This is a genomic window from Actinoplanes sp. NPDC023801, from assembly GCF_040639655.1.
In the GTDB taxonomy this organism is placed as follows: Bacteria; Actinomycetota; Actinomycetes; order Mycobacteriales; family Micromonosporaceae; genus Actinoplanes.
The window spans coordinates 76,065-97,441 of sequence record NZ_JBFAAI010000021.1 but is presented as its reverse complement, the minus strand read 5'-3'; the positions used below and the strand labels follow the sequence as shown (position 1 = coordinate 97,441).

The window sequence follows — 21,377 nt, the reverse complement described above, 5'->3', positions numbered from 1 at the left end:
ACGCGTTTGGGTACCCGTTTGGACTCAGCTGTGACATCCTGGGTCACCCCCACTGGAAAGACACATACACTTCACGCCGATGGACACCACAGTCGCCGATACGTTGATCGGCACAACGATTGACGGGCGCTACCGGATCACCGGTCGCGTCGCCCGTGGTGGCATGGCGACCGTCTACCGGGCCACCGACGAGCGGCTTGAGCGCACCGTAGCGCTGAAGATAATCCACCCGTCGCAGGCCACGAACGTCCACTTCGTCGATCGTTTCACCGACGAGGCCAAGACGATCGCCCGCCTGACCCACCCGAACGTCGTGGCCGTCTACGACCAGGGCCGCCATCAGGGCCTGCCCTACCTCGTGATGGAGTTCGTGCAGGGCCGCACCCTGCGGGACCTGCTGAGCCAGCGCACCAGGCTGAGCCCGGTCGAGGCCCTGGCGATCCTGGAGCAGATGCTCGCCGCGATCGCCGCCGCACACCGCGCCGGCCTGGTCCACCGCGACGTGAAGCCGGAGAACGTGCTGGTCGCCGAGGCGCCCAGCGGCGGCACGGCCGATCTGGTCGACGCGGTGGTCAAGGTGGCCGACTTCGGTCTGGCCCGGGCCATCGAGGCGAGCACCGTCGACGACACCGGCCAGCTCATGGCCACGGTCGCCTATGTGGCGCCGGAGCTCGTGCAGAACGGGCACGCCGACGCCCGCACCGACGTCTACTCGGCCGGCGTCGTGCTCTTCGAGATGCTCACCGGTCGTGTGCCGTACGACGGCGCCGAGCCGGTCGAGGTGGCCTGGCAGCACGTCGACAACGACGTCCCGGCGCCCTCGTCGATCGTCCCCGGCCTGCCCACGGTCCTGGACCGCCTCGTCGCCCGGGCCACCCGGCGCGACCCCGGCTCCCGGCCGACCGACGCCGGCGCCTTCCTGACCGAGGTCCAGACCACCCGCGAGGGACTCGGCGTCACGCACGCCGACACCGCGCTGCTGCGTCAGGTCCCGGGCGCTCCCGGCACCACCGACGCGACCCGGATCGTCCCGGCCATTCCGTCGGCCGACGCGACCGCTCTGGTGCCACCGGTTCCGGCCGGCACCAGTTATCAGGCGTCGCACCGGCCGACCTGGGCCCGGCTGCCGGAACAGGGCGGCCGCACCGTGCCGCACCGCCGGGCCGCGGTACCCGCCGGCGGGCTGGCCGGCTTCTTCTCCGACCGGCGCCGGGTCGTGCTGACCTCGTTGATCGCGGTGATGGCACTGGTCGTCCTGGGCAGCACCTGGTGGGTGACGCTCGGCCGCTACACCGAGGCCCCGCAGCTGCTCACGATGAGCCAGGAGCAGGCCGTGGCGTACGCGAAGCAGCAGGGTTTCCAGGTCATCGTCGGTGACGGCCAGTTCGACCCGAACCTGCCGAAGGGCTCGGTCAAGATCCAGGACCCCGGCCCGGGCGACAAGATCGTCAAGGGCGACAACATCACGATCATCCTGTCGCTCGGCCCCGAGGTGCACCCGGTTCCGGAGCTGGAGGGCCAGGAGCTGGCCTTCGCCAAGGCCCAGCTGGAAGCGATCAAGCTGAAGGTGAAACAGGGCAAGGGCCAGTACAGCGACACGGCGGCCGAGGGCGTGGTGCTGTCCACCGAGCCGAAGGCCGGCACCGAGCTCAAGCCGGGCGACACCGTCACCCTGATCCTGAGCAAGGGCAAGGCCCCGATCGTCATCCCCGACCTGGTCGGCGAGAACATCAACAACGCCCGGACGATCCTCGCTCAGCGCGGCCTGCAGGTGGCCGAACAGTTCGAGGACAGCGACAAGCCGGCCGACGAGGTGATCGGCCAGACACCCAAGGCGGGCACCGGCGTGGAGAAGAACGCCCAGGTCACCCTCCGGATCAGCCGGGGTCCCGCGCAGGTGGTCCTGCAGGACGTGACCAACCGCCCGTGCCAGGAGGCGGCCGCCGCGCTCCAGGCTCTGGGACTTCAGGCACAGCTGAACGGCGACCCCAACGCCACCGCCCGGCAGATGAACCCCGGGCCGGGCACACCCGTGCCGCCGGGCAGCGTCGTACAACTGGTCTGCTTCCTGTGAGCCAGCGGATCGGGTCGCACACCAAGACGTCGGGAGGGCTGGCCAAAGCGGCCCTCCCCTACGTCGACGCCGCGGGGTCCGAGACCCTCCAGGTGTACGTCTCCAACTCCCGCGGCTGGGCCCTGCCTCCGGGCGACCCGAAACAGGACGTGTTGTTCCGCGACGGCATCGGTGAGCGCGGTCTGCCCGCGTACATCCACGCCTCCCTGCTGGTCAACCTGGGCTCGCCGACCGAGCTGACGGTGGAGCGATCGGTCGCCACGCTGGCGCACGCCCTGGACCGGGGCAAGGCGATCGGCGCCACCGCGGTCGTCTATCACGCCGGCAGCTCGGTCGACGAGGAGCACGGCGAGAAGGCGCTGCACCAGCTGCACGAGTGCCTGCTGCCGCTGCTCGACCGGGCGGCCGCCGAGGGCCTGCCGAAACTGCTCGTGGAACCGAGCGCCGGCGGTGGACGCAGCCTCGCGTCGAAGGTGCAGGACCTGGAGCCCTATCTGGCGGCGGTGGAGAACCACCCCTGGATGGGCGTCTGCTTCGACACCTGCCACGCGTGGGCGGCCGGGCACGACCTGGTCACCCCGGGTGGCATGACGGCGACCCTGGACGCGCTCGTCGCGGCGGCCGGGCCGGGCCGGCTGCAGCTGATCCACGCCAACGACTCGAAGGACGAGTGCGGCTCGACGCGGGACCGGCACGAGACGATCGGCAAGGGCCGGATCGGCACGGCGCCGTTCGCCGAGCTCTTCGCCCATCCGGCGACCGAGGGCATCCCGGTCATCGTGGAGACGCCGACGGTCGAGCACGAAGGCCACGCCGCCGACATCGCCCTGCTCAAGGGCCTGCGAGAAGCTCGCTGAGCCGGGTCGCCGGGTCACCGGCGCCCGGCGTGGCCAGCAGCTCGACCCGGTGGACCAGACGGGGCAGCACGACCCCGGTCCCCACGCTCGAGGGCAGGATCGAGAGGCCGTGTCCCGCCTCGATCAGGCCCAGCAGCACCGCCACGTCCGCTCCCTCGTAACGCAACCCGGTGTGCAGGCCGTCGACCGGCAGGCCCGCCAGCGGTGACACCACGGGAGCGTCGATCCAGTACGCCTCGGCGAGGTCGGCGAGTTCCAGAGTCCGGCGCCCGGTCAGCGGATGATCGCGGGGAAGCGCCACCACGGCCCCGTCCTCGGCCACCCCGACCGCCCCGGCCACCGGGAGCGGCAGGGGGTCGTTCGGCGCGGTGAATCCGTCGATCAGGGCGATGTCGATCTCACCGGTGGCGGACGCGGCGACGATCCGGTCCCGGTCGGCGACCAGCACCCGGCTCTCCAGGCGGGCCGACTCGGCACGGATCCGGGTCAGCGCGCGCGACACCCGTGACGACCAGGCCAGCGGGGTTAGCCCGACGACGAGGCGGCCGGGCGGCGCGACCGCGCGGGTCACGTCGGCGCGGGCCGCGGCCAGCCGGACCAGGATGAGTGCGGCATGCCGGTGCAGCCGCTCACCGGCCGGGGTGAGAGCGACAGGGCGGCGGGTCAGCAGCGGGGTGCCTAGATCGGCCTCCAGGGCAGCGATCTGCTGGGAGACCGCCGACTGGGTGTAGCTGAGTCGTTGAGCGGCGGCGGAGAACGAGCCGGTCTCGGCGACGGCCACGAAGGTACGGAGCAGGTGCGGTTCCACATCAGCGATGCTAATGCTGACTGCAGCAGCCATCGTTGGACCTGATGTGGCGCAGGCGCGAGAGTGGACCCATGTTGAGAATCGCCCTGGTCGGCGACCGGTCACCGGCCGTCCGCGCCCACACCCGCATCCCGGTTCTGCTCGACACGCTCCGCGACGACCAGGATCTCGACGTCTACTGGATCCCGACCCGGGACGCCGAGGATCCGGCTGCGCTGCGGAGGTTCGACGGGGTCTGGCTGGTCCCGGGCAGCCCGTATTGCAGCGTCGAGGGCGCGCTGACCGCGGTACGCACCGCCCGCACCGAGGGCATCCCGTTCCTGGGCACATGCGCGGGCTTCCAGCACGCCATGATCGAGTTCGCCCGCGACGTCTGCGGCTTCCGCTCCGCCCAGCACGCCGAGTACGGCCCGGCCGGCCACGACGAGCTGATCGTCGCGCTGTCCTGCTCCCTGGCCGGACATCAGGCCGCCGTCACCCTGGCGCCCGGTTCGCTCATCGAACGGCTGCTCGGCGCCGGCCGGACCGTCGAGCGCTATCACTGCGATTACGGCCTCGACGTCGCCCACCTGGATCTGCTGGCGTCGCACGGGATGCGCTTCACCGGCCACGACGAGGCCGGGGAGGTACGGGTGGCCGAGTTGCCCGGCCACCCGTTCTTCCTGGCCACGCTGTTCCAGCCGGAGCTGAGCGGGGACGGGACCGACCCGCACCCGATCATCCGCGGCTTCGTCGGGGCCCTTCAGTTGACGGTGTAACTGAACGTGGCGGCCGCGGTGAACCGGCTCTCCCGGTTCTCCCCGTCGAGGAAACTCACCGTGACCGGGCCGGGTGCGCCGGCCGGCGGGACGGTGCAGAGGAAGGTCACGGCCGTACCGATGCCCTTCTTCTCGCAGGTGGCCGGGTTGTCGCCGAACTTGAACCCGGTGGCGTCAGCGATCTTGAGACCGGCCACCTTGACGGTCACCTTCTTGCCACCGGCCAGCGCATCGCTCGGGGCCGAGAGGCCGGTCACGACCGGGACCATGGTGACGGTGGCCGCTTCGCCGGCGATGCCGTCGTGCATGACCTTCACCGGCACCGTGGCGGTCGTGGCGGCCGGCATGGTGACCTTCACCCGGGTGGAGTCGACATAGGAGGCCGTCACGCTACGGGTACCCACCAGCACGGTGACGCGTTCGGCGGCGAAGGCCTTGGCGTTGGCCCCGAGCCCGGCACCGGTGATCGTGAGGATCGTCGGACCGCCGTTGAACTTGGCGACCGGGTCGCCGGAGACGCCGAGCGCAGCTCGATAGCTGACCTTGCTGCCGAGGACAATCGGGCTCTCCCCGCCGGTCGACGAGACCCGTACGGTGGCCGGGCCGTTCAGGCCGGCCGGCACCACCGCCGTGATCCTCGATGCCGAGACCACGGTGAAGGACGTCGCGTTCGTGCCGCCGAAGGTGACCGCCGAGGCGTCCCCGGCGTCGACGCCGAGGAAGCCGGCCCCGGTCACCGTCACGGTGGCACCACCGGCGGCGTTCACCACGGACGGCGCCACGCTGTTCACGATCGGGAGGTAACCAACCCGGTCGCTCGACTCGGGGCCGGCCACGCCGTTCTTGAACAGGCGCATCGTCGTGGCGGCCGCCTTGACGGTGGCCGGGGCGGTGACCTTGAGGTGGCTGCCGTCCACCCACGCGACGGGGGCGGTCACACCACCGATCTTCGCGGTGATCCGCAGAGCGCTGAACGCCTGCGCCGTGTCGCCGACGGAGCCGCCCGTCACGGTCACCGGGATGACGGTGCCGCCGGACGCCTTGGCCGCGATCCCGTCCTCGAAGTCGGCGGCGAGGGTGACCGCGTCGGCGAGAATGCCGGTCCGCTGGTCCGCGAACGCCGCGACCTCGGAGGAGAGGGCGGTCGCCGCGACGACGGCCACCGCCGCGAGGCCGGCTGCCCGGCGGGACTTCTTCGATGTCGCCATGGGTGCAATCTCCCGGGAGTGGTGTCTCAGTCGAGGTCGGAGTAGCGGAACGTCGCGGTCGCGGTGAAGCGGCTCGTCACGTCGCCCGAGGTGAACCGCACCCAGACCGGGCCGGCCTCGGCAGCGGGCGGGACGACGCAGACGTACACGCTGTTGCCGCCCTCACAGGTGGCCCCGGCCGCGCCGAACCGGAAGTCGGTCGCCGTGGTCGCACCGGCGATCTTGACGGTGACCTTCCGTCCGCCGGCGACCGTGTCGGTGGTCGCGGAAAGACTGGTGATCACCGGAACCACCGGGAGGGTGACGTCGGCGCTGACGGTGCCGTTCAGCAGGGTCAGGGTCACCGACTTGCCGGTCTGGGGCGGCAGGGTGACGCTCAGGTGCGTGGGGTCTGCCCAGGACGCGATCAGCTTCGTCTTCCCCAGCCGCAGGCTGATGCCCGAGGCGGCGAAGGCCTTCGCGTCGGCTCCGAGGGTGGCGCCGCTGACAGCCAGCAGGTGCTTGCCGCCGCCGGGCCGGACGAAGACGTCACCGGTCAGGTCCAGGCCGAGTTGCCCCAGGTAGGACACCCGGGCCGCCGCCGACTCGGGATTGCTGCCGCTCGCGGTGACGACCCGGACCGCTGCCGGTCCGGCCTCCCCCGGCGGCGTGAGCGCCTCGATCACGGTGTCCGAGACGACCGTGAACGACGCCGCCGGCACCCCGCCGACGGTGACCGCGGACGGATCCTCCGGGTCCACCGTGCCGAAGCCGGCTCCGACGATCTTCACGGCGTCGCCGCCCACCGTACCGACCCGGGACGGGGTGACCGAGGTGATGCCCGGCAGGTACGTCACGGTGGCGTCGGACCGCGGCCCGGCAAAACCGTCCTGCACCAGCCGCACCGGGAAGGAACCCAGCTTGCCGGTGGCCGGAACGGTGACCTTCACCCGTTCGGCGCTCACCCACGTCACCTTGGCGGTGACGTCACCGACCAGCGCGGTGATCTTCAGGGTGGTGAACTCCGCCGACGTCGCACCGGCACCACCGCCGGGCACGTCGACGAGGATCTGCACACCTCCGACCGCGGTCGTCGTGATGCCCTCGAACACCGCGGTCAGCGCTCTCCGGTACCCGAACGACGCGGTCCGGCTCGCGTTCGGACCGGTCCCGACGGTGATCAGCACATCGCCGCCGGCTTGCGCGGGGGCCACCGCGATCAGTTTGGTGTCGCTCACCACCACGATGCGGGTCGCCGGGAGGTCACCGAACCGCACCGCGGCCGGATCCGACCGGTCCAGGGTCGTGAAGCCGGATCCGGCAATGGTGACGGCCGTACCCCCGTCGACCGAGCCCACCGCGGGGGTGACGCTCTGCACGACCGGGACGGCCGAGACCACCCGGACCGGCCCGGAGGGCGATCCGAGCGGAGAGCCCGCCGCGAGGGCAGCGGACGGCGGAACGACGGTGGCCGCGACAGCGACAGCGGCGGCAAATGCTTTTGCCCTGCGGGCTGGGGATGTGTGCGCCATAACGTGGAGACGTATCGGTCGCGCACACCCCCGCCCGCAGGTTTTTCCGCGGACGAAAAGGTCAGGCCAGCAGATCGCTCAGGACATCGATGGCCTGGTCGACGGCCGCCTCGTCGAGGTCCAGGTGGGTGACGAGCCGCGCCAGGCCGGGCAGCATCGCGGCGATCAGCACGCCCCGTTCGGCGGCGCGTGCGGCAAGCGTCGGCGCGTCCAGGTCGTGCTTCGACAGATTCAGCGGTACGAGGTTCGTCCGCACCTTCTCCGGGTCCACCACCCCGAACGGGGCCAGTGCCTCGGCGATCTGCCGGGCCCGCTCGTGGTCCTCGGTGAGCCGCCGGAGGTGGTTGTCGAGCGCGTACCGTCCGGCCGCGGCCAGGATGCCGGCCTGCCGCATGCCGCCGCCCATCCGTTTACGAATGGTCCGGGCCTTGGCGATGCGTTCCCGGCTGCCGACGACGAGCGAGCCGACCGGTGCGCCGAGCCCCTTGGAGAGGCAGACCGAGAGGGTGTCGAACAGGCCGCCGTACTCGTCGAGCGGCACCCCGTCGGCGATGTGCGCGTGCCAGATCCGGGCGCCGTCGCAGTGCAGAGCGATCCCGTGCCTGTCGGCGGCGACCCGCAGGTCCTGCAACGTGGACAACGGGATCACCGCGCCGCCGCCGAGGTTGTGGGTCTGCTCGACGGCGATCGCCGCGGTCGGCACCGACGGGTAGCCGGCCGGACGGATCATCTCGGAGATCCGCTCGGCGTCCAGGGCGGCGCCGTCGGAACCCCAGGTCCGGCTGGAGATGCCGCCGTACACCGCGGCGGCCCCCAGTTCGTACGTCACCACGTGCGCGTCCGCCCCCGCCAGCAACTCACCACCGGGTGGGACGACCAGCTGCAGCGCGATCTGGTTGGCCATCGTGCCGGACGGGGCGAACAGCGCCGCCTCGTGCCCGAACAGCGCCGCCACGTGAGCCTCGAGCGCGTTGACGGTCGGGTCGTCGCCGAACACGTCGTCGCCGACCGCGGCTCGCGCCATCGCGGCCCGCATCCCCTTGGTGGGCCGGGTGACGGTGTCCGATCGCAGGTCAGCCACGGAGCATCTCGGCGACAAGGAACGCCAGCTCCAGGCTCTGCTGCGTGTTCAGCCGCGGGTCACAGGCCGTCTCGTAGCGGCCCGGCAGGTCGAGGTCCTCGATGCCCTGCGCGCCGCCCAGGCACTCGGTGACGTCCTCGCCGGTCAGCTCGACGTGGATGCCGCCCGGGTGGGTGCCGAGGCCGCGGTGCACCTCGAAGTAGCCGAGCACCTCGTCGACGACCCGGTCGAAGTGGCGGGTCTTGTAGCCGTTGCTCGACTCGTGGGTGTTGCCGTGCATCGGGTCGCACTGCCAGACGACCTTGGCGCCGGAGGCGTGCACCTTCTCCACGATCGGGGGCAGGGTGTCGCGGACCTTGCCGTTGCCCATCCGGCTGATCAGGGTGAGCCGGCCCGGGATGTTCTCCGGGTTCAGCTTCTCGCACAGCTCGATCGCGGTCTCCGGCGACGTCCCGGGGCCGATCTTGACGCCGATCGGGTTCGCGATCCGGCTGATGAAGTCGATGTGCGCGTGGTCGAGCTGGCGGGTGCGCTCGCCGATCCACAGGAAGTGGCCGCTCAACCCGTACGCCCGGCCGTCGGAGACCCGGGTCAGGGCCCGGTCGTACTCCAGGGCCAGGGCCTCGTGCGAGCAGTACAGGCTGACCGTGCGCAGCGCCTCGCTGTCGGTCATGCCGCAGGCGCGGATGAAGTCGAGAGCGCGGTCGATCTCGCGGGCAATGGCCTCGTAACGCTCGCCGGCCGGGGAGGCCCGGACGAAGTCCTTGTTCCAGTCGTGCAGACCGTGCAGGTCGGCGAGACCGCCGGAGAGGTAGGCGCGGAGCATGTTCATGGCGGCGGCCGAGTTCGCGTACGCCCGGATCATGCGCTGCGGGTCCGCGACGCGGGCCGCCTCGTTCGCGTCCAGCGAGTTGATCAGATCGCCGCGGTACGCCGGGAGGCCCAGCGCGTCGGTCGGCGCGGACCGGGGCTTGGTGTACTGCCCGGCGACCCGCGCCACCTTGACGACCGGCATCGAGGCGCCGTACGTCAGCACCACGGCCATCTGCAGCAGGGTGCGCGCGTTGGCGAGCAGGTGGCTCTCGGTGTTGTCGGCGAACGTCTCGGCACAGTCGCCGCCCTGGAGCAGGAACGCGCGGCCCTCGCACACCTCGGCGAGGCGGTGCCGCAGCTGGTCGACCTCGTAAGGCGCGACGATTGACGGCACGTTGTCGAGGACCTTGCAGACCTCGGCGACCTCGCCCATGTCCGGCCAGGGTGGCATCTGCACGCGCGGCAGGCTGCGCCAGTGGTCGAGGCCGAGAGCCTCGTCCTCGGCGGAGTTCGTCGACGGGCGGGAGGTCTGCAGAGCCGGGTTACCGACCCCGGGATGACTGAGCTGATGCCACTCACGGCGCATACCGCAAAGCGTACGGAAGAGGGGCACCGACCTTGCGGCCGGTGCCCCTCTTCTCACGTACCGATCAGGTGTTACAGGTTGCCCTTGATCGCGGTGATCAGTTCGCCGTTGGCGGTGTCACCGGAGAGCTCCCAGAAGAACGCGCCGCCGAGACCCTGGTTCTTCGCGTACGTCATCTTGCCGGCGATGGTCGACGGGGTGTCGTAGCTCCACCAGTTGTTGCCGCAGAAGGCGTAGGCGGTGCCGGCGACCGTACCGGTGGCCGGGCACTTGGTCTTGAGGACCTTGTAGTCCTCGATACCGGTCTCGTAGGTGCCCGCAGCGCCGCCGGTCGCCGAACCGCCCGGGGCGGCCTGGGTGACGCCGGTCCAGCCACGGCCGTAGAAGCCGATGCCGAGCAGGATCTTGCTGGCCGGAACGCCCTTCGACTTCAGCTTCTGCACCGCGGCGTCCGAGTTGAAGCCCGCCTGCGGAATGCCGTTGTACGAGGTCAGCGGCGAGTGCGGGGCGGTCGGACCCTGCGCGGCGAAGGCGCCGAAGTAGTCGTACGTCATCGGGAAGATCTTGTCCATCTTCGTCGCCGCGGTGGCGTAGTCGGTGGCGTCGATCTTGCCGCCGTTGCTGCCGTCGGCGGTGATGGCGGCGGTGATCAGGGCGCTGGAGCCGAACTTGCTGCGCAGCGCGGTGATCACGTTGTTGAACGCGTTCGGGCCGCTGGTGTCACAGGTCAGGCCACAGGCGTTCGGGTACTCCCAGTCGATGTCGATGCCGTCGAACACGTCGGCCCAACGCGGGTCCTCGACCAGGTTGTAGCAGCTCTCGGCGAACGCGGCCGGGTTCTTGGCCGCCTCGGTGAAGCCGCCGGACCAGGTCCAGCCACCGACCGAGTAGATCACCTTGAGGTGCGGGTACTTCTTCTTCAGCTTGCGGAGCTGGTTGAACGAGCCACGCAGCGGCTGGTCCCAGGTGTCCGCGACGCCGTCGACGCTCTCGCCGGCGGTGTACGCCTTCTCGTAGTCGGCGTACGAGTCACCGATGGTGCACTTGCCGCCGGTGGTGTTGGCGAACGCGTACAGGATGTGGGTCAGCTTGGAGGCCGAGCCGGACGTGTCGATGTTCTTCACGTGGTAGCCGCGGCCGTAGACGCCCCACTCGGCGAAGTAGCCGACGACCCACTTGCTACCGGTCGGCGGGTTCGTCGTGGGCGGGGTGGTCGGCGGAGTCGTGGGGGGTGTGGTGGGCGGCGTCGTCGGCGGGGTCGACGGCGGCGTGGTGGGCGTGGTCGGGCCACCACTGCAGGCGCCGTTGTCGATCCACACAGCCCACTGGCTGCTGTTCGTGGCCGGGGACTCGTTCTGCGTCCACCACTTGGCGGTGTAGTTCTTGCCGTTCTGCGAGGCGACGTTGTCCTTCACATAGACGGCGGAAGCGCTCCATGCGGGGGCACAGGCGGCGGCCGCCGACGCCGACATGGTGGGAACGGCGATGCCGCTCGCGACCATGACTGCGCCGACGAAGATCGCCCGACGGGCGGATTTCTGCACGGGGGTGTCTCCTCAACAGTTAGGAAACTTTCCAAAGAGAGGGTTGAGGAGACGGTAGTCACATCGATTAACAACAGTCAAGCCAGGTGAACAGCTTTAAGGTCTCTTTAACATCAACAAGCGGGCCGCCACCGGGTGCAATCAAGCAGACACAACCAGTAGTCTTCCGTCATGACCATCTACGACGTCAGCATCGGGGCCCCCACCGGTGGCACGACCGATATGGACCGCCACCGCGGCCGGGTCGCTGGCTGATGGGCATCCACGTCATCGGCGTCGACGCGTACGCGCTCGGCTGGGTCGGCGTGGAGCTGCGCGACGGCGCGTTCGGCCGGGCCGTCCTGGCCGCCACCCTCTACGAGATCGTCGCCGGAAGCTCCGGCGCCGCGGTGATCGGTGTGGACATCCCTCTCGGCATGCTGCCGGACCGCTGGCGGGCCGCCGACACCCTCGCCGCCGACCAGCTCGGGCCACGCCGCAGCAGCGTCTTCCGGGTCCCGCCGCGCGCGGTCTGGCAGGAGTCCGATTTCGCCTCCGCCAACCGGGTGTGCCGTGAACTGACCGGCGCCGGGCTGAGCCGCCAGTCCTGGGCGCTACGACCGAAACTGCTCGAGGCCAACGCCATCTGGGAACGCCACCCCGGCCTGCTCTTCGAGGCCCACCCCGAAGTGTCCTTCCGGACCATGGCCGGCGAGCCGCTCGCGCACGCCAAGAAAACCTGGAGCGGACAGACCCGCCGCCGGGAGCTGCTCGCCCGCAACGGCATCGTGCTGCCGGACAAGCTCGGCCCGGCCGGCCAGGCGCCGCCGGACGACATCCTCGACGCGGCCGCCGTCGCCTGGACCGCCCACCGCGTGGCCACCGGCACGGCCCTCAGTCACCCGAGCCCGCCCGAGGAACAGAACGGCAGCAAGATCGCGATCTATTACTGATCCGGTACGCCCACCGGCGCGCGCCAGTCGCATCACGCCGCAGCGCGCGTGGTCACCTACGCCCGTATGCACGCCACAGGTCACCACGCGGGCCGGTGCGGTCAGCGGGCCTGGGCCGCCAGCTCGCGGGCCCGGTCGCGGGCCGCCGAGAGGGCGTCCATCAGGGCGGCGCGGACTCCGTGGTTCTCGAGTTCGCGGAGGGCAGCGGCCGTGGTCCCGGCCGGGGACGTGACCGACTCACGGAGCTTCACCGGGTGCTCGCCGGAGTCGCGGAGCATCGTCGCCGACCCGAGCGCCGTCTGCACGGCGAGCTCGTGGGCGGTCTGACGCGGCAGCCCGAGCAGGACGCCGGCGTCGATCATGGCCTCGACCATCAGGTAGAAGTAGGCCGGGCCGGAGCCGGAGAGCGCCGTGACGGCGTCCTGCTGGTACTCGGGGACACGGACGGTCGTGCCCAGCGGCTTGAACATCGCATCGGCCACGGCCAGATGATCGTCGGTGGCGTGCGGGCCGGCTGAGATCGCCGTCATCGCCTGGCCGACCAGGGCCGGCGTGTTCGTCATGACGCGGATCACCGGCGTGCCCTCGGACAGCCGGGCGGCGAAGAAGCCGGTGGGCAGCCCGGCACAGAGCGACACGACGAGTGTGCCGGCGGAGATCCGGCCGCTGACCTCGTCGAGCAGCGTCCCGGCATCCTGCGGCTTGACCGCGACGGCCAGTACGTCAGCCTCGCCGGCGGCGGTGACATTGTCGACGACGCGCACGCCGTGGCGCTCGGCCAGCTCGGCGCGGCGGTCCGGGCGGCGCGCCGTGGCGAGCAGACGGTCGGCGGGCCAGCCCGACCGGAGCAGGCCGGAGAGGACGAGTTCACCCATCTTGCCGGCCCCCAGGACCGCGACGGTGTGCTGGGACAACGCAGACTCCTCGACGATGCGGTCCGGAACGCCTCCGGCCGGCTCCGACCGCTGCCTCACACCCACCAAGACAACGGCCACCGCCAGCCACAAAACCCGGCTGGCCACCACGGCTGTCTCGGACTCGCTGAGACAGCGCGGAGCGCCAGCCGGTGAAGAACGGAATGCCGGGGAGCGCGCTCCCCGGCATCACGACGGCAGATCAGCTGCCGAAGAAGACCTCGGCCTCTTCGTAACGCTCGAGCGGAACGGTCTTCAGCTCGCCGGTGCCCTCGATGAGCGGGATCCGGACCACGTCGGTGCCGCGCAGCGCCACCATCTTGCCGAAGTCGCCCTCGTTGACGGCGTCGATCGCCTGCAGGCCGAAACGGGTGGACAGGACCCGGTCGAACGCGGTCGGGGTGCCACCGCGCTGGATGTGACCGAGGACGACCGTACGGGCCTCCTTGCCGGTCTTCTCCTCGAGCTGCTCGGCGAGCCACTGGCCGATGCCGCCGAGGCGGACGTGGCCGAAGCTGTCGAGCTCCTGGTTGTGCAGGACCATCTGGCCGTCGAGCGGCTGGGCGCCCTCGGCGACGACGACGATCGGCGCGTACTCGACCTGGAACCGCTTGGTCACGTAGGTGGCGACCTGGTCCACGTCGAACTGGCGCTCCGGCAGCAGGATGACGTTGGCGCCACCGGCGAGGCCGGCGTGCAGCGCGATCCAGCCGGCGTGGCGGCCCATGACCTCGACGACCAGGGTGCGGTGGTGCGACTCGGCGGTGGTGTGCAGCCGGTCGATGGCCTCCATCGCGATGTTGACCGCGGTGTCGAAGCCGAAGGTGTAGTCGGTGCCGTTCAGGTCGTTGTCGATGGTCTTCGGCACGCCGACCACGTTGACGCCCAGCTCGGACAGCTTGGTGGCGACGCCGAGGGTGTCCTCGCCGCCGATCGCGACGAGCGCGTCGACGCCCATCTCGGCCAGGTTCGCCTTGATCCGCTCGACGCCGTTCTCGATCTTGAACGGGTTCGTACGGGAGGAGCCCAGGATGGTGCCGCCGCGGGGCAGGATGCCACGCACCTCAGCGATGCCGAGCGGCTTCGTCAGACCCTCGAGCGGGCCCTTCCAGCCGTCGCGGAAGCCGACGAACTCGTGACCGTAAGCGGACACGCCCTTACGGACGACGGCACGGATGACCGCGTTGAGACCGGGGCAGTCGCCGCCACCGGTGAGCACGCCGATACGCATGTTTCTTCCCCCTGGATCGGGTAGCGAGATGCGGATAGCCCGTCGAGGCCCCAGGGACGATGTCGTCGGCAGCGTTGCCGGTCCGGGGCGGGCCGCAACCGCGACTCTAGCCGCCACCCTGATCCAGGTGGAACGCGGCCCACTAAAGCCTGACGGTTTCGTTCTCGCCCGCGTCCGGCGTCTTTCCGGTAACCGCGGCCTTGGCGTACCCGAGAAGCGTGACGACCTTCGAACTGTGCGCCGCCTCCCAGTACTCCGCGGTGTCCGCGTGCACCTTGACCAGCGTCAGGTTCGGCGTCTCCAGCCCGTCCGGGAACCACGCCTTGAGGAACGGGTTCCACAGCCGCTCCGCCTGCGCCCGGTCGTCGACCCGTACGGCCGCACCCGAGATGGAGATCCAGTTGTTGTGCTTCTGGTCGCTGAACGCGACATTCACCTGCGGGTGAACGCCGATCTGTGCGACCAGGTCGGAGTCGGCATAGGTGAAGAACCACAGATCGCCGTCGAACTCCTGGTCCTGCACCGCCATCGGGCGGCTCACATGCTTACCGCTCTCGGTCATCGTGGTCAGCATGGCGATCTTCGCGTCCGCCACCATCGCCTTGACCTTCTCGCGCTGTTCCTGCTCCGTCGCGGTCATGTCGCCTCCTCGTCCGTGAGAGCCGTTCTCCCCTCCTTTCCTCGACACCGCCCGTCAAACCCATCAAGATCAACATCCGGCTTGGGTACGGCTACGCGCGGAAGCCCGGCCGCGAGTACGGCCGGGCTCCCGTGATCAAGGGCGGAGTTCCGTGCGGTGACTGCAGGACGACCGGACCGGGCCGGCGCACCAGGCCGAGGCGCAGAAAACGGCCGCTCTCATGGACTCATGCCACGCGGGGCGCCCGGGCCGACGTCAGTGGGCCATGGCGCGCGGGGCGTCCGGGTCCACGTCGAGCGGGCCGGTGCGGAAGAGGACCGCGGCGACCACGGCGGCCAGTACGAAGAAGCCGGCCGACCACCAGAAGACGGTGTGGTAGCTCTCGATCGCGGCCTGGGCCTGCACCAGCTGGGACGGGGTCTTGCCGACCATGTAGTCCTCGGCGGCGCTGGCGGCGAAGGAACTGAGCAGTGCGGTGCCGATCGAGCCGCCGATCTGCTGCACCGTGTTGATCATCGCGGAGGCGACGCCCGCATCGCGGTGCTCGACGCCGGAGGTCGCGGCGTTCTGGGTGGGCGCGAAGACCAGGCCGAGACCGAGACCGATGACGATCAGGGCCGGAAGTACGTCGGTGGCGTAGGACGAGTCGAGCTGGAGGCGGGTCATCAGCACCATGCCGGCCGCCGCTACCAGGGCACCGACCGGAACCAGCGGGCGCGGGCCGATCTTCGGCGCGAGCATCGAACCGGCGGTCGTGGCGGTGAGCATCACGGCGCCGAGCATTGGCAGGAACGCAAGGCCGGTTTTGACCGGCGTGAAGCCGAGGATGCCGGCCAGGTAGTAGGTGAGGAACAGGAAGATGCCGAACATGCCGGCGCCGGCGATCGCGATCGAGGCGTACGAACCGCCGCGGTTGCGGTCCAGGACGACGCGCAGCGGCAGCAGCGGGTGTGCGGCCTTGCGCTCGATCAGCACGAACGTGGTGAGCAGGACCAGACCGGCGATGATCGGACCCAGGGTCATGGTGTCGGTCCAGCCGTCGGTCTCGGCGTTGGCGAGGCCGTAGACGAGCGCGACCAGGCCGGCGACCGCCGTGATGGTGCCGGGGACGTCGATCCTCCCGTGGGCGGGGACCGGCTCGTCGCGGAGCTTCAGCATCGCACCGGCCACGGCGATCGCGGCGATGACCAGGTTGACGTAGAGGCACCAGCGCCACGAGACGTACTCGGTGAGGACGCCGCCGAGCAGCAGGCCCATGCCGCCGCCGGCGCCGGAGATGGCGCCGAAGATGCCGAACGCCTTGCCGCGCTCGGCGGGCTCGGTGAACGTGGTGGAGAGCAGCGAGAGGGCGGCCGGGGCCAGCGCCGCACCGAAGACGCCCTGCAGGGCACGGGCGACGATCAGCAGCTCGAGGTTGGCGGCGGCGCCGCCGAGGGCCGACGCGAGGGCGAACCCGATCAGGCCGATGATGAACATCCGCTTGCGGCCGAAGAAGTCGGAGAGGCGCCCGCCGAGCAGCAGCAGGCTGCCGAAGGCGAGGGCGTAACCGGTGACCACCCACTGCCGGCCGTGGTCGTCGAAGCCGAGGTCGGCCTGCGCGGTGGGCAGCGCGATGTTCACGATCGTGGCGTCGAGCACCACCATCAGCTGCGCCAGCGCCAGCACGACGAGCGCCCACCAGCGCCCGGTCTCACGTTCCGCCGGCCGGGGCCGATCAATAAGGGTGCTGCTCATGCGGAAGCCTTCCGGAGCTAAGTTGAGGTACGTCCTCCACTTCGGCAGGCTAGCAGCAGAAGTTGAGGAGTTACCTCCACTTAGTTGTAGGCTTGGCCACATGCCTCTTCGGCGCGACGCACAACGCAACCGGGAGCGGATCATCGAGGCCGCCCGCGAGGTCTTCGCCGCCCGCGGGTTCGCGGCCACGCTCGACGACGTGGCCCATCACGCCGGCGTCGGGATCGGCACGGTCTACCGGCGCTTCCCCACCAAGGAGGAGCTGATCGAGGCGGTCTTCAGCGATCGGCTGGAGGATCTCGTCACGCTCGCCGAGCAGGCCCTCGCCACCGAGCCGGCCTGGGACGGGCTGACCGGATTCCTGCGCACCTCGGCCCGCTGGCACGCGGCCGACCGGGGGCTGCGCGACGCCGCGCTGAGCATGGACGAGCAGCACTTCAAGACGGCCGGCGAGCAGATGGTGCCGCTGCTCGAGCAGCTGATGGAACGGGCGCACGCCGAGGGCAGCCTCCGGCCGGACACCGGGTTCCGCGACTTCCCGATCATCATGGCGATGGTGACCGAAATGGCCCAGCACAGCGAGGAGTGCCGGCCGGGCCTTTACGAGCGCTATCTCGAGCTGGTCATCGACGGCCTGCGCGCCCGGCCGGACAACGGCACCCTCGGGACCGCGCCGACCGAGACCGACGTCCGGGCCGTCATGCGCGAGTGCGTCCCGGGGATGAAGCCGGTCAGGCCTTCGCGGTCATAGCGTTCCACCGGGCCAGGTTGTGCCGGGCGTCGACCAGGGCGTCGTGGCGGCCTGCCATCTCCGGCAGGTGCGGTCGGCCCAGATCGTCCCAGCGCTGGCGCAGGTCCTTGGTGAAACGCGGGATCTCCCGCGGCAGGGCCGGCATCGCGCCCCACAGCTGGGCGAGCGCCACGTGGTCGTACGCCGCGTACCACGCCCAGAGCTCCATCTGCTCACCCCGGCCACGGATCGGCTCGGACAGGAACTCGTAGAGGTCGTCACGGATGCGCTCGCGGCTGCGCCATGCCTTGTCGGACGGCGAGGGGAGCTTGTCGAGGACGTTGCGGCGCACCCAGGGCACGGCACGGGTGTCGTCGAACTCGGTGCTGACCGCATAGAACTCGCGGCCGAACTCGTCGACGACACCGATCGAGACGAGGTCGACGATCCGGCCGTCCTCGATGAATTCGCAGTCGTAAAAATAGCGGTAAGGCATCGGGTCCATCCTTGCCCATCGCCGGGAGGACCTCTCACCCGGGCATGGACCCCAGGGCCTCCCTCGCCGTCCCGAGTGCCGCGGCACACCCGAACCGGGCCGCCCGTACCGCCTGGACCGCCCAGCGCAGCCGCAGCATCACCGGCAGGGCGGCGTCGAGTTCGTCACCGCCGACCGGCCCGGCCGCGAGGTAGCCGTCCAGGAACTCACCGGCGTGCTCCGGGCCACCGGCGTAGGCGACCGCGGCGGCCACGTCGTGGACGAGGGGGCCGGTCCCGCTCGCTCCGCAGAACAGCAGACCCGACCGGCCGGTCGAGGCGTCCAGCACGAAGATCTCCGGCGACGGGTCGCCGTGCAGCACCCCGTAGGTGAGGCGGTCGGTCACGGCGAGCCGGGTCGCCGCGGCGACCGCGGCGGTCACCGTCTCACGCAGCCAGGGCTCCGCGTCGAGATGCGCGGCGTCGGCCTCCAGCAGTTGCCAGGGGCGCAGCCCGGGATGCCGGAAGTGCTGGAGACACCGGTGTACGGCCCCCAGGCGCTCACCCCACCACTGCTGGTCCACCGGGTCCCGGCCGTCCAGGCGGCGGCCGGGGAGGCGGCGCAGGACGGCCAGCACGCCGTGCGGGGTGGCCACGGTCAGCGCGCCGCTCAGGGTGCGGACCGGTTCGCCGGCGTCGATCCGGCGGCCGCGCAGATGGCTGGCGACGGCCAGACCGGCCTCGACCGACTGGCGCAGGCCGAGGTCGGCGAGCCGGGTCACGTACACCTCGCTGCCCGCCGTGAACTCCCAGCCGTGTGACATCACGGTCGGCGGCAGCGCGGTCATCCCGGACGGGGCGAGGTGCCACTGGTCCCACAGGATCGATCGAAGGAAGTCGTCATCCGGCACCGCGGGATTATCTCGACAGATGCCGCCAATACGACGGACAGACAGGGCGACAGTGACTGAGAGAGATTGACGGTTTACAGAACGCAACCTAAGGGACATGATCGTACGAGGCGAGTGTCGATGTCCGTTTTGAAAATGGCGTTCGAGGCACGCTTCGTGCTAAGAGTGATCGTTCGCGTCGTGGGGCCGGCGCCGTCGGCCGTCGGCGTGTCCTCACCGGGGGAGGAAGTAGCGCCGTGGACCATCGCATGCCGGATCCCGGCGACGCACTCACCGGCGTGGAGATGTTCGCCGGTCTGGAACCGGAAGTACGTCAGCGCGTCATAGCCGCAGCCGTCCCACGCCACTACCGCAAGGGTCAGATCCTCTTCGTCGAGCACGACCCCGGCGACTCACTGATCATCATGAAACGCGGCGCCGTCGCCGTCTTCCGGACCGCGCCGACCGGCGAGCGCGCCGTGCTCACCGTGGTCCGCCCGCCCGACGTGCTCGGCGAGGTGTCCCTCCTGGACGCCTCCACCCGCAGCGCCTCGGCCGAGGCCATCGAGGACTCGCAGGCGCTGTCGCTGTCCCGGGTCGCCTTCATGGAACTGGTGCACTCCAACCCGCGCATCCTCGACGCGGTGATGCGCTCGGTCGGCGGGCTGATCCGCCGGCTCACTGAGCAGAACGCCGATCATGTCTTCCTGGACCTGCCCGGCCGGGTCGCCAAGACACTGGTCCGGCTCTCCGGCGAGAGCCAGGCGCCGATGATCACCATCGAGCTCAACCAGAGCCAGCTCGCCGAGATGGCCGGCGGTTCCCGGCAGAGCGTCAACCAGGCGATCGGGTCCTTCGCGAGCCGCGGCTGGCTGCGCACCGAGGGCCGGCGCATCGTCGTCACCGATGTGCAGGCCCTGCGACGCCGCGCCGGGATGACCGGTTAGGCGGCCGTCTTCAACGTCGACGCGTAGACGTCCACGTACTCGCGGCCGGAGAGCGCCATCAGCTCGTACATGATCTCGTCGGTGATGGCGCGTTCGACGAACCGGTCGCCGCGCTGGTCGGCGTAACGGGAGAAGTCGAGCGGCTCGCCGATCCGGATGCGCACCCGCTTCACGGTGGGCACCAGGGTTCCGGTCGGCTGGATCTCGTCGGTGTTCAGCAGCGCCACCGGGACCACCGGGGCGCCGCTCTCCAGAGCCAGCCGGGCCACCCCGGTCTTGCCGCGGTAGAGCCGCCCGTCCGGCGAGCGGGTGCCCTCCGGGTAGATGCCGGCGACGCCGCCCTCCTTGAGGACCCGCAGCAGCGTGTCCAGAGCCGCCTGGGCCGCCTCTCCACCCGAACGGTCCACCGGGATCGTCCCCGCGCCGGTGAAGAACATCCGCGAGAACCACCCCTTGATCCCCTTGCCGGTGAAGTATTCGGCCTTGGCGACGAAGGTCACTTTCCGTCGCATGATCAGAGGGGTGAAGATCGAGTCGGAGAACGAGAGGTGGTTGCAGGCGAGGATCACCGGACCGGACCTGGGCACGTTGTTCAGGCCCTCCACCTTGGGACGGAAGACCAGTCTCAGCACCGGTCCGAGGACCACCAACTTCAGCAGCCAGTAGAACACTGACGTCCTTTCATCGGATGCCACCGTGCGTCCGGGGCCAGTGGAAGCGTACGAAGCGGGGACGGCGCATCACAACGCACTCCCGCAACGGGTGCCTGCCGTGTCACCATTCAAGGCACGGTCGGCAAGGGGGTGTGCATCGGTGACAGCGGGTGGCGCCCGTCGCGGGCGGCGCGACAACGGGCTCGACGCCGCCGACTACGCGGCGGCGGGAGATGTGGATCCACGGATCGGCGAGCACCTGCTCGACGTTCTCGCGGCCGGTGGGATCGCGGCGTACCTCCAGCCGACGGCCGATCTCAACCCGATCCTGCGTGCGACGACACTGCCCGCGCGGCCGATCGATCGGCTGTTCGTCGACCGGACGCATCTGGCGACCGCCAAGGAGCACCTGCAGAAGGTGACCGGCGGCGCACCGCCGACCCCGCCCGCCGCGCCGGCGCCCGAGCCGAAACCACAGGCCGAGGTGGACGAGGAGTGGGCGAAGATCATCGCCGGCTTCCACACCACGGTCGACACCGGGACGGCACCGTGGCCGGCCGCCGAGGACGACCCCGGCCCGCCGTCACCACCGGCCCGCCCGGTGACCGACGAGGGCACGCCGCACAACCGGCGGCGCACCGACCCGAAGGACGAGCCGTCGATCCTCTACGGACTCGACACGTTCGGCACCGATCTCCCGGCCGACGACGAGGACGAGGAGCGGTACGTCCCTCCCCCGCCACCGCCGCTGCCGCGCATCTCGAAGTACGCGGCGACGGCCCTGCTCGGTGTCGCGGTCGGCTTCGTGCTCTTCCTCTTCCCCGAGCTGCTCCCGATCGACCCCAACCTGGTCACCGTGCTGGGCTTCGCGGCGATCATCGGGGGCGCGGGCACCCTGGTCTGGCGTCTGCGCTCCGGCGATGACGACGACGAGTTCGACGACGGTGCCGTCGTATAGACAGACATCGGTGTCCAACCGATAACCTACGGTG

The 21,377-nt window shown here is 70.4% G+C and carries 20 protein-coding genes; 7 read left to right on the top strand and 13 right to left on the bottom strand.

Annotated elements, in window-relative coordinates; all coding sequences use genetic code 11:
- Nucleotides 1-79 precede the first annotated feature (79 nt).
- Together pknB and AB0G04_RS30910 are read left to right on the top strand one after the other, a co-directional pair.
- The gene (gene pknB / locus AB0G04_RS30915) at nt 80-2,074 is read left to right on the top strand and encodes a Stk1 family PASTA domain-containing Ser/Thr kinase (RefSeq protein ID WP_360989738.1); all 1,995 of its coding nucleotides are present in this window, start codon (nt 80-82) and stop codon (nt 2,072-2,074) included.
- The gene (locus AB0G04_RS30910; RefSeq protein WP_360989844.1) at nt 2,062-2,931 is read left to right on the top strand and encodes a deoxyribonuclease IV; all 870 of its coding nucleotides are present in this window, start codon (nt 2,062-2,064) and stop codon (nt 2,929-2,931) included. The genes pknB and AB0G04_RS30910 overlap by 13 nt, the downstream gene beginning before the upstream one ends.
- On the opposite strand, the gene AB0G04_RS30905 is transcribed toward AB0G04_RS30910, so the two are convergent.
- Entirely contained in the window at nt 2,906-3,739 is an 834-nt protein-coding gene (locus AB0G04_RS30905) for a LysR family transcriptional regulator (protein ID WP_360989736.1), read from the bottom strand. The genes AB0G04_RS30910 and AB0G04_RS30905 overlap by 26 nt on opposite strands.
- A 71-nt stretch (nt 3,740-3,810) precedes the next feature.
- Between AB0G04_RS30905 and AB0G04_RS30900 the strand changes: the two genes are divergently transcribed.
- Nucleotides 3,811-4,497: a hypothetical protein gene (locus AB0G04_RS30900; RefSeq protein ID WP_360989733.1), complete on the top strand. Its 687-nt coding sequence runs from the start codon at nt 3,811-3,813 to the stop codon at nt 4,495-4,497.
- Here AB0G04_RS30900 and AB0G04_RS30895 read toward each other — a convergent pair.
- From AB0G04_RS30895 to AB0G04_RS30875, 5 genes are all read right to left on the bottom strand, one after another.
- Nucleotides 4,482-5,705: an IPT/TIG domain-containing protein gene (locus AB0G04_RS30895; protein WP_360989730.1), complete on the bottom strand. Its 1,224-nt coding sequence runs from the start codon at nt 5,703-5,705 to the stop codon at nt 4,482-4,484. The two genes, AB0G04_RS30900 and AB0G04_RS30895, sit on opposite strands and share 16 nt — an antisense overlap.
- 26 nt (nt 5,706-5,731) lie before the next feature.
- On the bottom strand, nt 5,732-7,063 hold the full coding sequence (locus tag AB0G04_RS30890) for an IPT/TIG domain-containing protein (RefSeq protein ID WP_360989727.1): 1,332 nt from the start codon (nt 7,061-7,063) through the stop codon (nt 5,732-5,734).
- 214 nt (nt 7,064-7,277) lie between these two features.
- A complete protein-coding gene (locus AB0G04_RS30885; RefSeq protein ID WP_360989724.1) occupies nt 7,278-8,297 on the bottom strand; it encodes a GntG family PLP-dependent aldolase in 1,020 nt (339 codons plus the stop codon).
- The gene (locus AB0G04_RS30880) at nt 8,290-9,696 is read right to left on the bottom strand and encodes a class II 3-deoxy-7-phosphoheptulonate synthase (RefSeq protein ID WP_360989722.1); all 1,407 of its coding nucleotides are present in this window, start codon (nt 9,694-9,696) and stop codon (nt 8,290-8,292) included. The genes AB0G04_RS30885 and AB0G04_RS30880 overlap by 8 nt, the downstream gene beginning before the upstream one ends.
- Nucleotides 9,697-9,767: 71 nt before the next feature.
- Nucleotides 9,768-11,240: a glycosyl hydrolase family 18 protein gene (locus tag AB0G04_RS30875; protein ID WP_360989719.1), complete on the bottom strand. Its 1,473-nt coding sequence runs from the start codon at nt 11,238-11,240 to the stop codon at nt 9,768-9,770.
- Between the two features lie 254 nt (nt 11,241-11,494).
- Here AB0G04_RS30875 and AB0G04_RS30870 point away from each other — a divergent pair, with 254 nt between their 5' ends.
- Nucleotides 11,495-12,172, top strand: coding sequence for a DUF429 domain-containing protein (locus AB0G04_RS30870; RefSeq protein ID WP_360989716.1), 678 nt, complete (start codon nt 11,495-11,497; stop codon nt 12,170-12,172).
- A 101-nt stretch (nt 12,173-12,273) separates the two neighbouring features.
- Here the strand turns inward: AB0G04_RS30870 and proC are convergent, their stop codons facing one another.
- The 4 genes from proC to AB0G04_RS30850 form a co-directional block, all read right to left on the bottom strand.
- Nucleotides 12,274-13,086 (bottom strand): pyrroline-5-carboxylate reductase, encoded by an 813-nt coding sequence (proC, locus tag AB0G04_RS30865; RefSeq protein WP_360989714.1) that lies wholly within the window; start codon nt 13,084-13,086, stop codon nt 12,274-12,276.
- A 202-nt stretch (nt 13,087-13,288) separates the two neighbouring features.
- Nucleotides 13,289-14,317, bottom strand: coding sequence for a 6-phosphofructokinase (locus tag AB0G04_RS30860; RefSeq protein ID WP_360989711.1), 1,029 nt, complete (start codon nt 14,315-14,317; stop codon nt 13,289-13,291).
- A 142-nt stretch (nt 14,318-14,459) separates the two neighbouring features.
- On the bottom strand, nt 14,460-14,957 hold the full coding sequence (locus tag AB0G04_RS30855) for a pyridoxamine 5'-phosphate oxidase family protein (protein ID WP_360989709.1): 498 nt from the start codon (nt 14,955-14,957) through the stop codon (nt 14,460-14,462).
- A 255-nt stretch (nt 14,958-15,212) separates the two neighbouring features.
- Nucleotides 15,213-16,691 (bottom strand): MFS transporter, encoded by a 1,479-nt coding sequence (locus AB0G04_RS30850; protein ID WP_360989706.1) that lies wholly within the window; start codon nt 16,689-16,691, stop codon nt 15,213-15,215.
- A 100-nt stretch (nt 16,692-16,791) separates the two neighbouring features.
- Between AB0G04_RS30850 and AB0G04_RS30845 the strand changes: the two genes are divergently transcribed.
- Nucleotides 16,792-17,442 carry a helix-turn-helix domain-containing protein gene (locus AB0G04_RS30845; RefSeq protein ID WP_360989704.1) on the top strand — a complete coding sequence of 217 codons (651 nt, stop codon included), beginning with the start codon at nt 16,792-16,794 and terminating at the stop codon, nt 17,440-17,442.
- Here AB0G04_RS30845 and AB0G04_RS30840 read toward each other — a convergent pair.
- Both AB0G04_RS30840 and AB0G04_RS30835 read right to left on the bottom strand, forming a co-directional pair.
- The gene (locus tag AB0G04_RS30840; RefSeq protein WP_360989701.1) at nt 17,423-17,917 is read right to left on the bottom strand and encodes a polyadenylate-specific 3'-exoribonuclease AS; all 495 of its coding nucleotides are present in this window, start codon (nt 17,915-17,917) and stop codon (nt 17,423-17,425) included. The two genes, AB0G04_RS30845 and AB0G04_RS30840, sit on opposite strands and share 20 nt — an antisense overlap.
- Before the next feature lie 34 nt (nt 17,918-17,951).
- Nucleotides 17,952-18,806 carry a phosphotransferase gene (locus AB0G04_RS30835; RefSeq protein ID WP_360989698.1) on the bottom strand — a complete coding sequence of 285 codons (855 nt, stop codon included), beginning with the start codon at nt 18,804-18,806 and terminating at the stop codon, nt 17,952-17,954.
- A 236-nt stretch (nt 18,807-19,042) separates the two neighbouring features.
- Here AB0G04_RS30835 and AB0G04_RS30830 point away from each other — a divergent pair, with 236 nt between their 5' ends.
- The gene (locus AB0G04_RS30830; protein WP_106316915.1) at nt 19,043-19,732 is read left to right on the top strand and encodes a Crp/Fnr family transcriptional regulator; all 690 of its coding nucleotides are present in this window, start codon (nt 19,043-19,045) and stop codon (nt 19,730-19,732) included.
- Here AB0G04_RS30830 and AB0G04_RS30825 read toward each other — a convergent pair.
- Nucleotides 19,729-20,403: a lysophospholipid acyltransferase family protein gene (locus tag AB0G04_RS30825; RefSeq protein ID WP_360989695.1), complete on the bottom strand. Its 675-nt coding sequence runs from the start codon at nt 20,401-20,403 to the stop codon at nt 19,729-19,731. The two genes, AB0G04_RS30830 and AB0G04_RS30825, sit on opposite strands and share 4 nt — an antisense overlap.
- 142 nt (nt 20,404-20,545) lie before the next feature.
- On the opposite strand from AB0G04_RS30825, the gene AB0G04_RS30820 reads away from it, so the two are divergent.
- Entirely contained in the window at nt 20,546-21,343 is a 798-nt protein-coding gene (locus tag AB0G04_RS30820; protein WP_360989692.1) for a DUF308 domain-containing protein, read from the top strand.
- The last annotated feature ends 34 nt before the right edge of the window (nt 21,344-21,377 follow it).

What these genes read in the sequence shown, in the direction of transcription:
- pknB (WP_360989738.1), top strand. Translation starts at nt 80, where the DNA reads ATGGACACCACAGTCGCCGATACGTTGATCGGCACAACGATTGACGGG.
- AB0G04_RS30900 (WP_360989733.1), top strand. Translation starts at nt 3,811, where the DNA reads ATGTTGAGAATCGCCCTGGTCGGCGACCGGTCACCGGCCGTCCGCGCC.
- AB0G04_RS30895 (WP_360989730.1), bottom strand. Translation starts at nt 5,705, where the DNA reads ATGGCGACATCGAAGAAGTCCCGCCGGGCAGCCGGCCTCGCGGCGGTG.
- AB0G04_RS30880 (WP_360989722.1), bottom strand. Translation starts at nt 9,696, where the DNA reads ATGCGCCGTGAGTGGCATCAGCTCAGTCATCCCGGGGTCGGTAACCCG.
- AB0G04_RS30870 (WP_360989716.1), top strand. Translation starts at nt 11,495, where the DNA reads ATGGGCATCCACGTCATCGGCGTCGACGCGTACGCGCTCGGCTGGGTC.
- AB0G04_RS30860 (WP_360989711.1), bottom strand. Translation starts at nt 14,317, where the DNA reads ATGCGTATCGGCGTGCTCACCGGTGGCGGCGACTGCCCCGGTCTCAAC.
- AB0G04_RS30855 (WP_360989709.1), bottom strand. Translation starts at nt 14,957, where the DNA reads ATGACCGCGACGGAGCAGGAACAGCGCGAGAAGGTCAAGGCGATGGTG.
- AB0G04_RS30850 (WP_360989706.1), bottom strand. Translation starts at nt 16,691, where the DNA reads ATGAGCAGCACCCTTATTGATCGGCCCCGGCCGGCGGAACGTGAGACC.
- AB0G04_RS30845 (WP_360989704.1), top strand. Translation starts at nt 16,792, where the DNA reads ATGCCTCTTCGGCGCGACGCACAACGCAACCGGGAGCGGATCATCGAG.
- AB0G04_RS30840 (WP_360989701.1), bottom strand. Translation starts at nt 17,917, where the DNA reads ATGCCTTACCGCTATTTTTACGACTGCGAATTCATCGAGGACGGCCGG.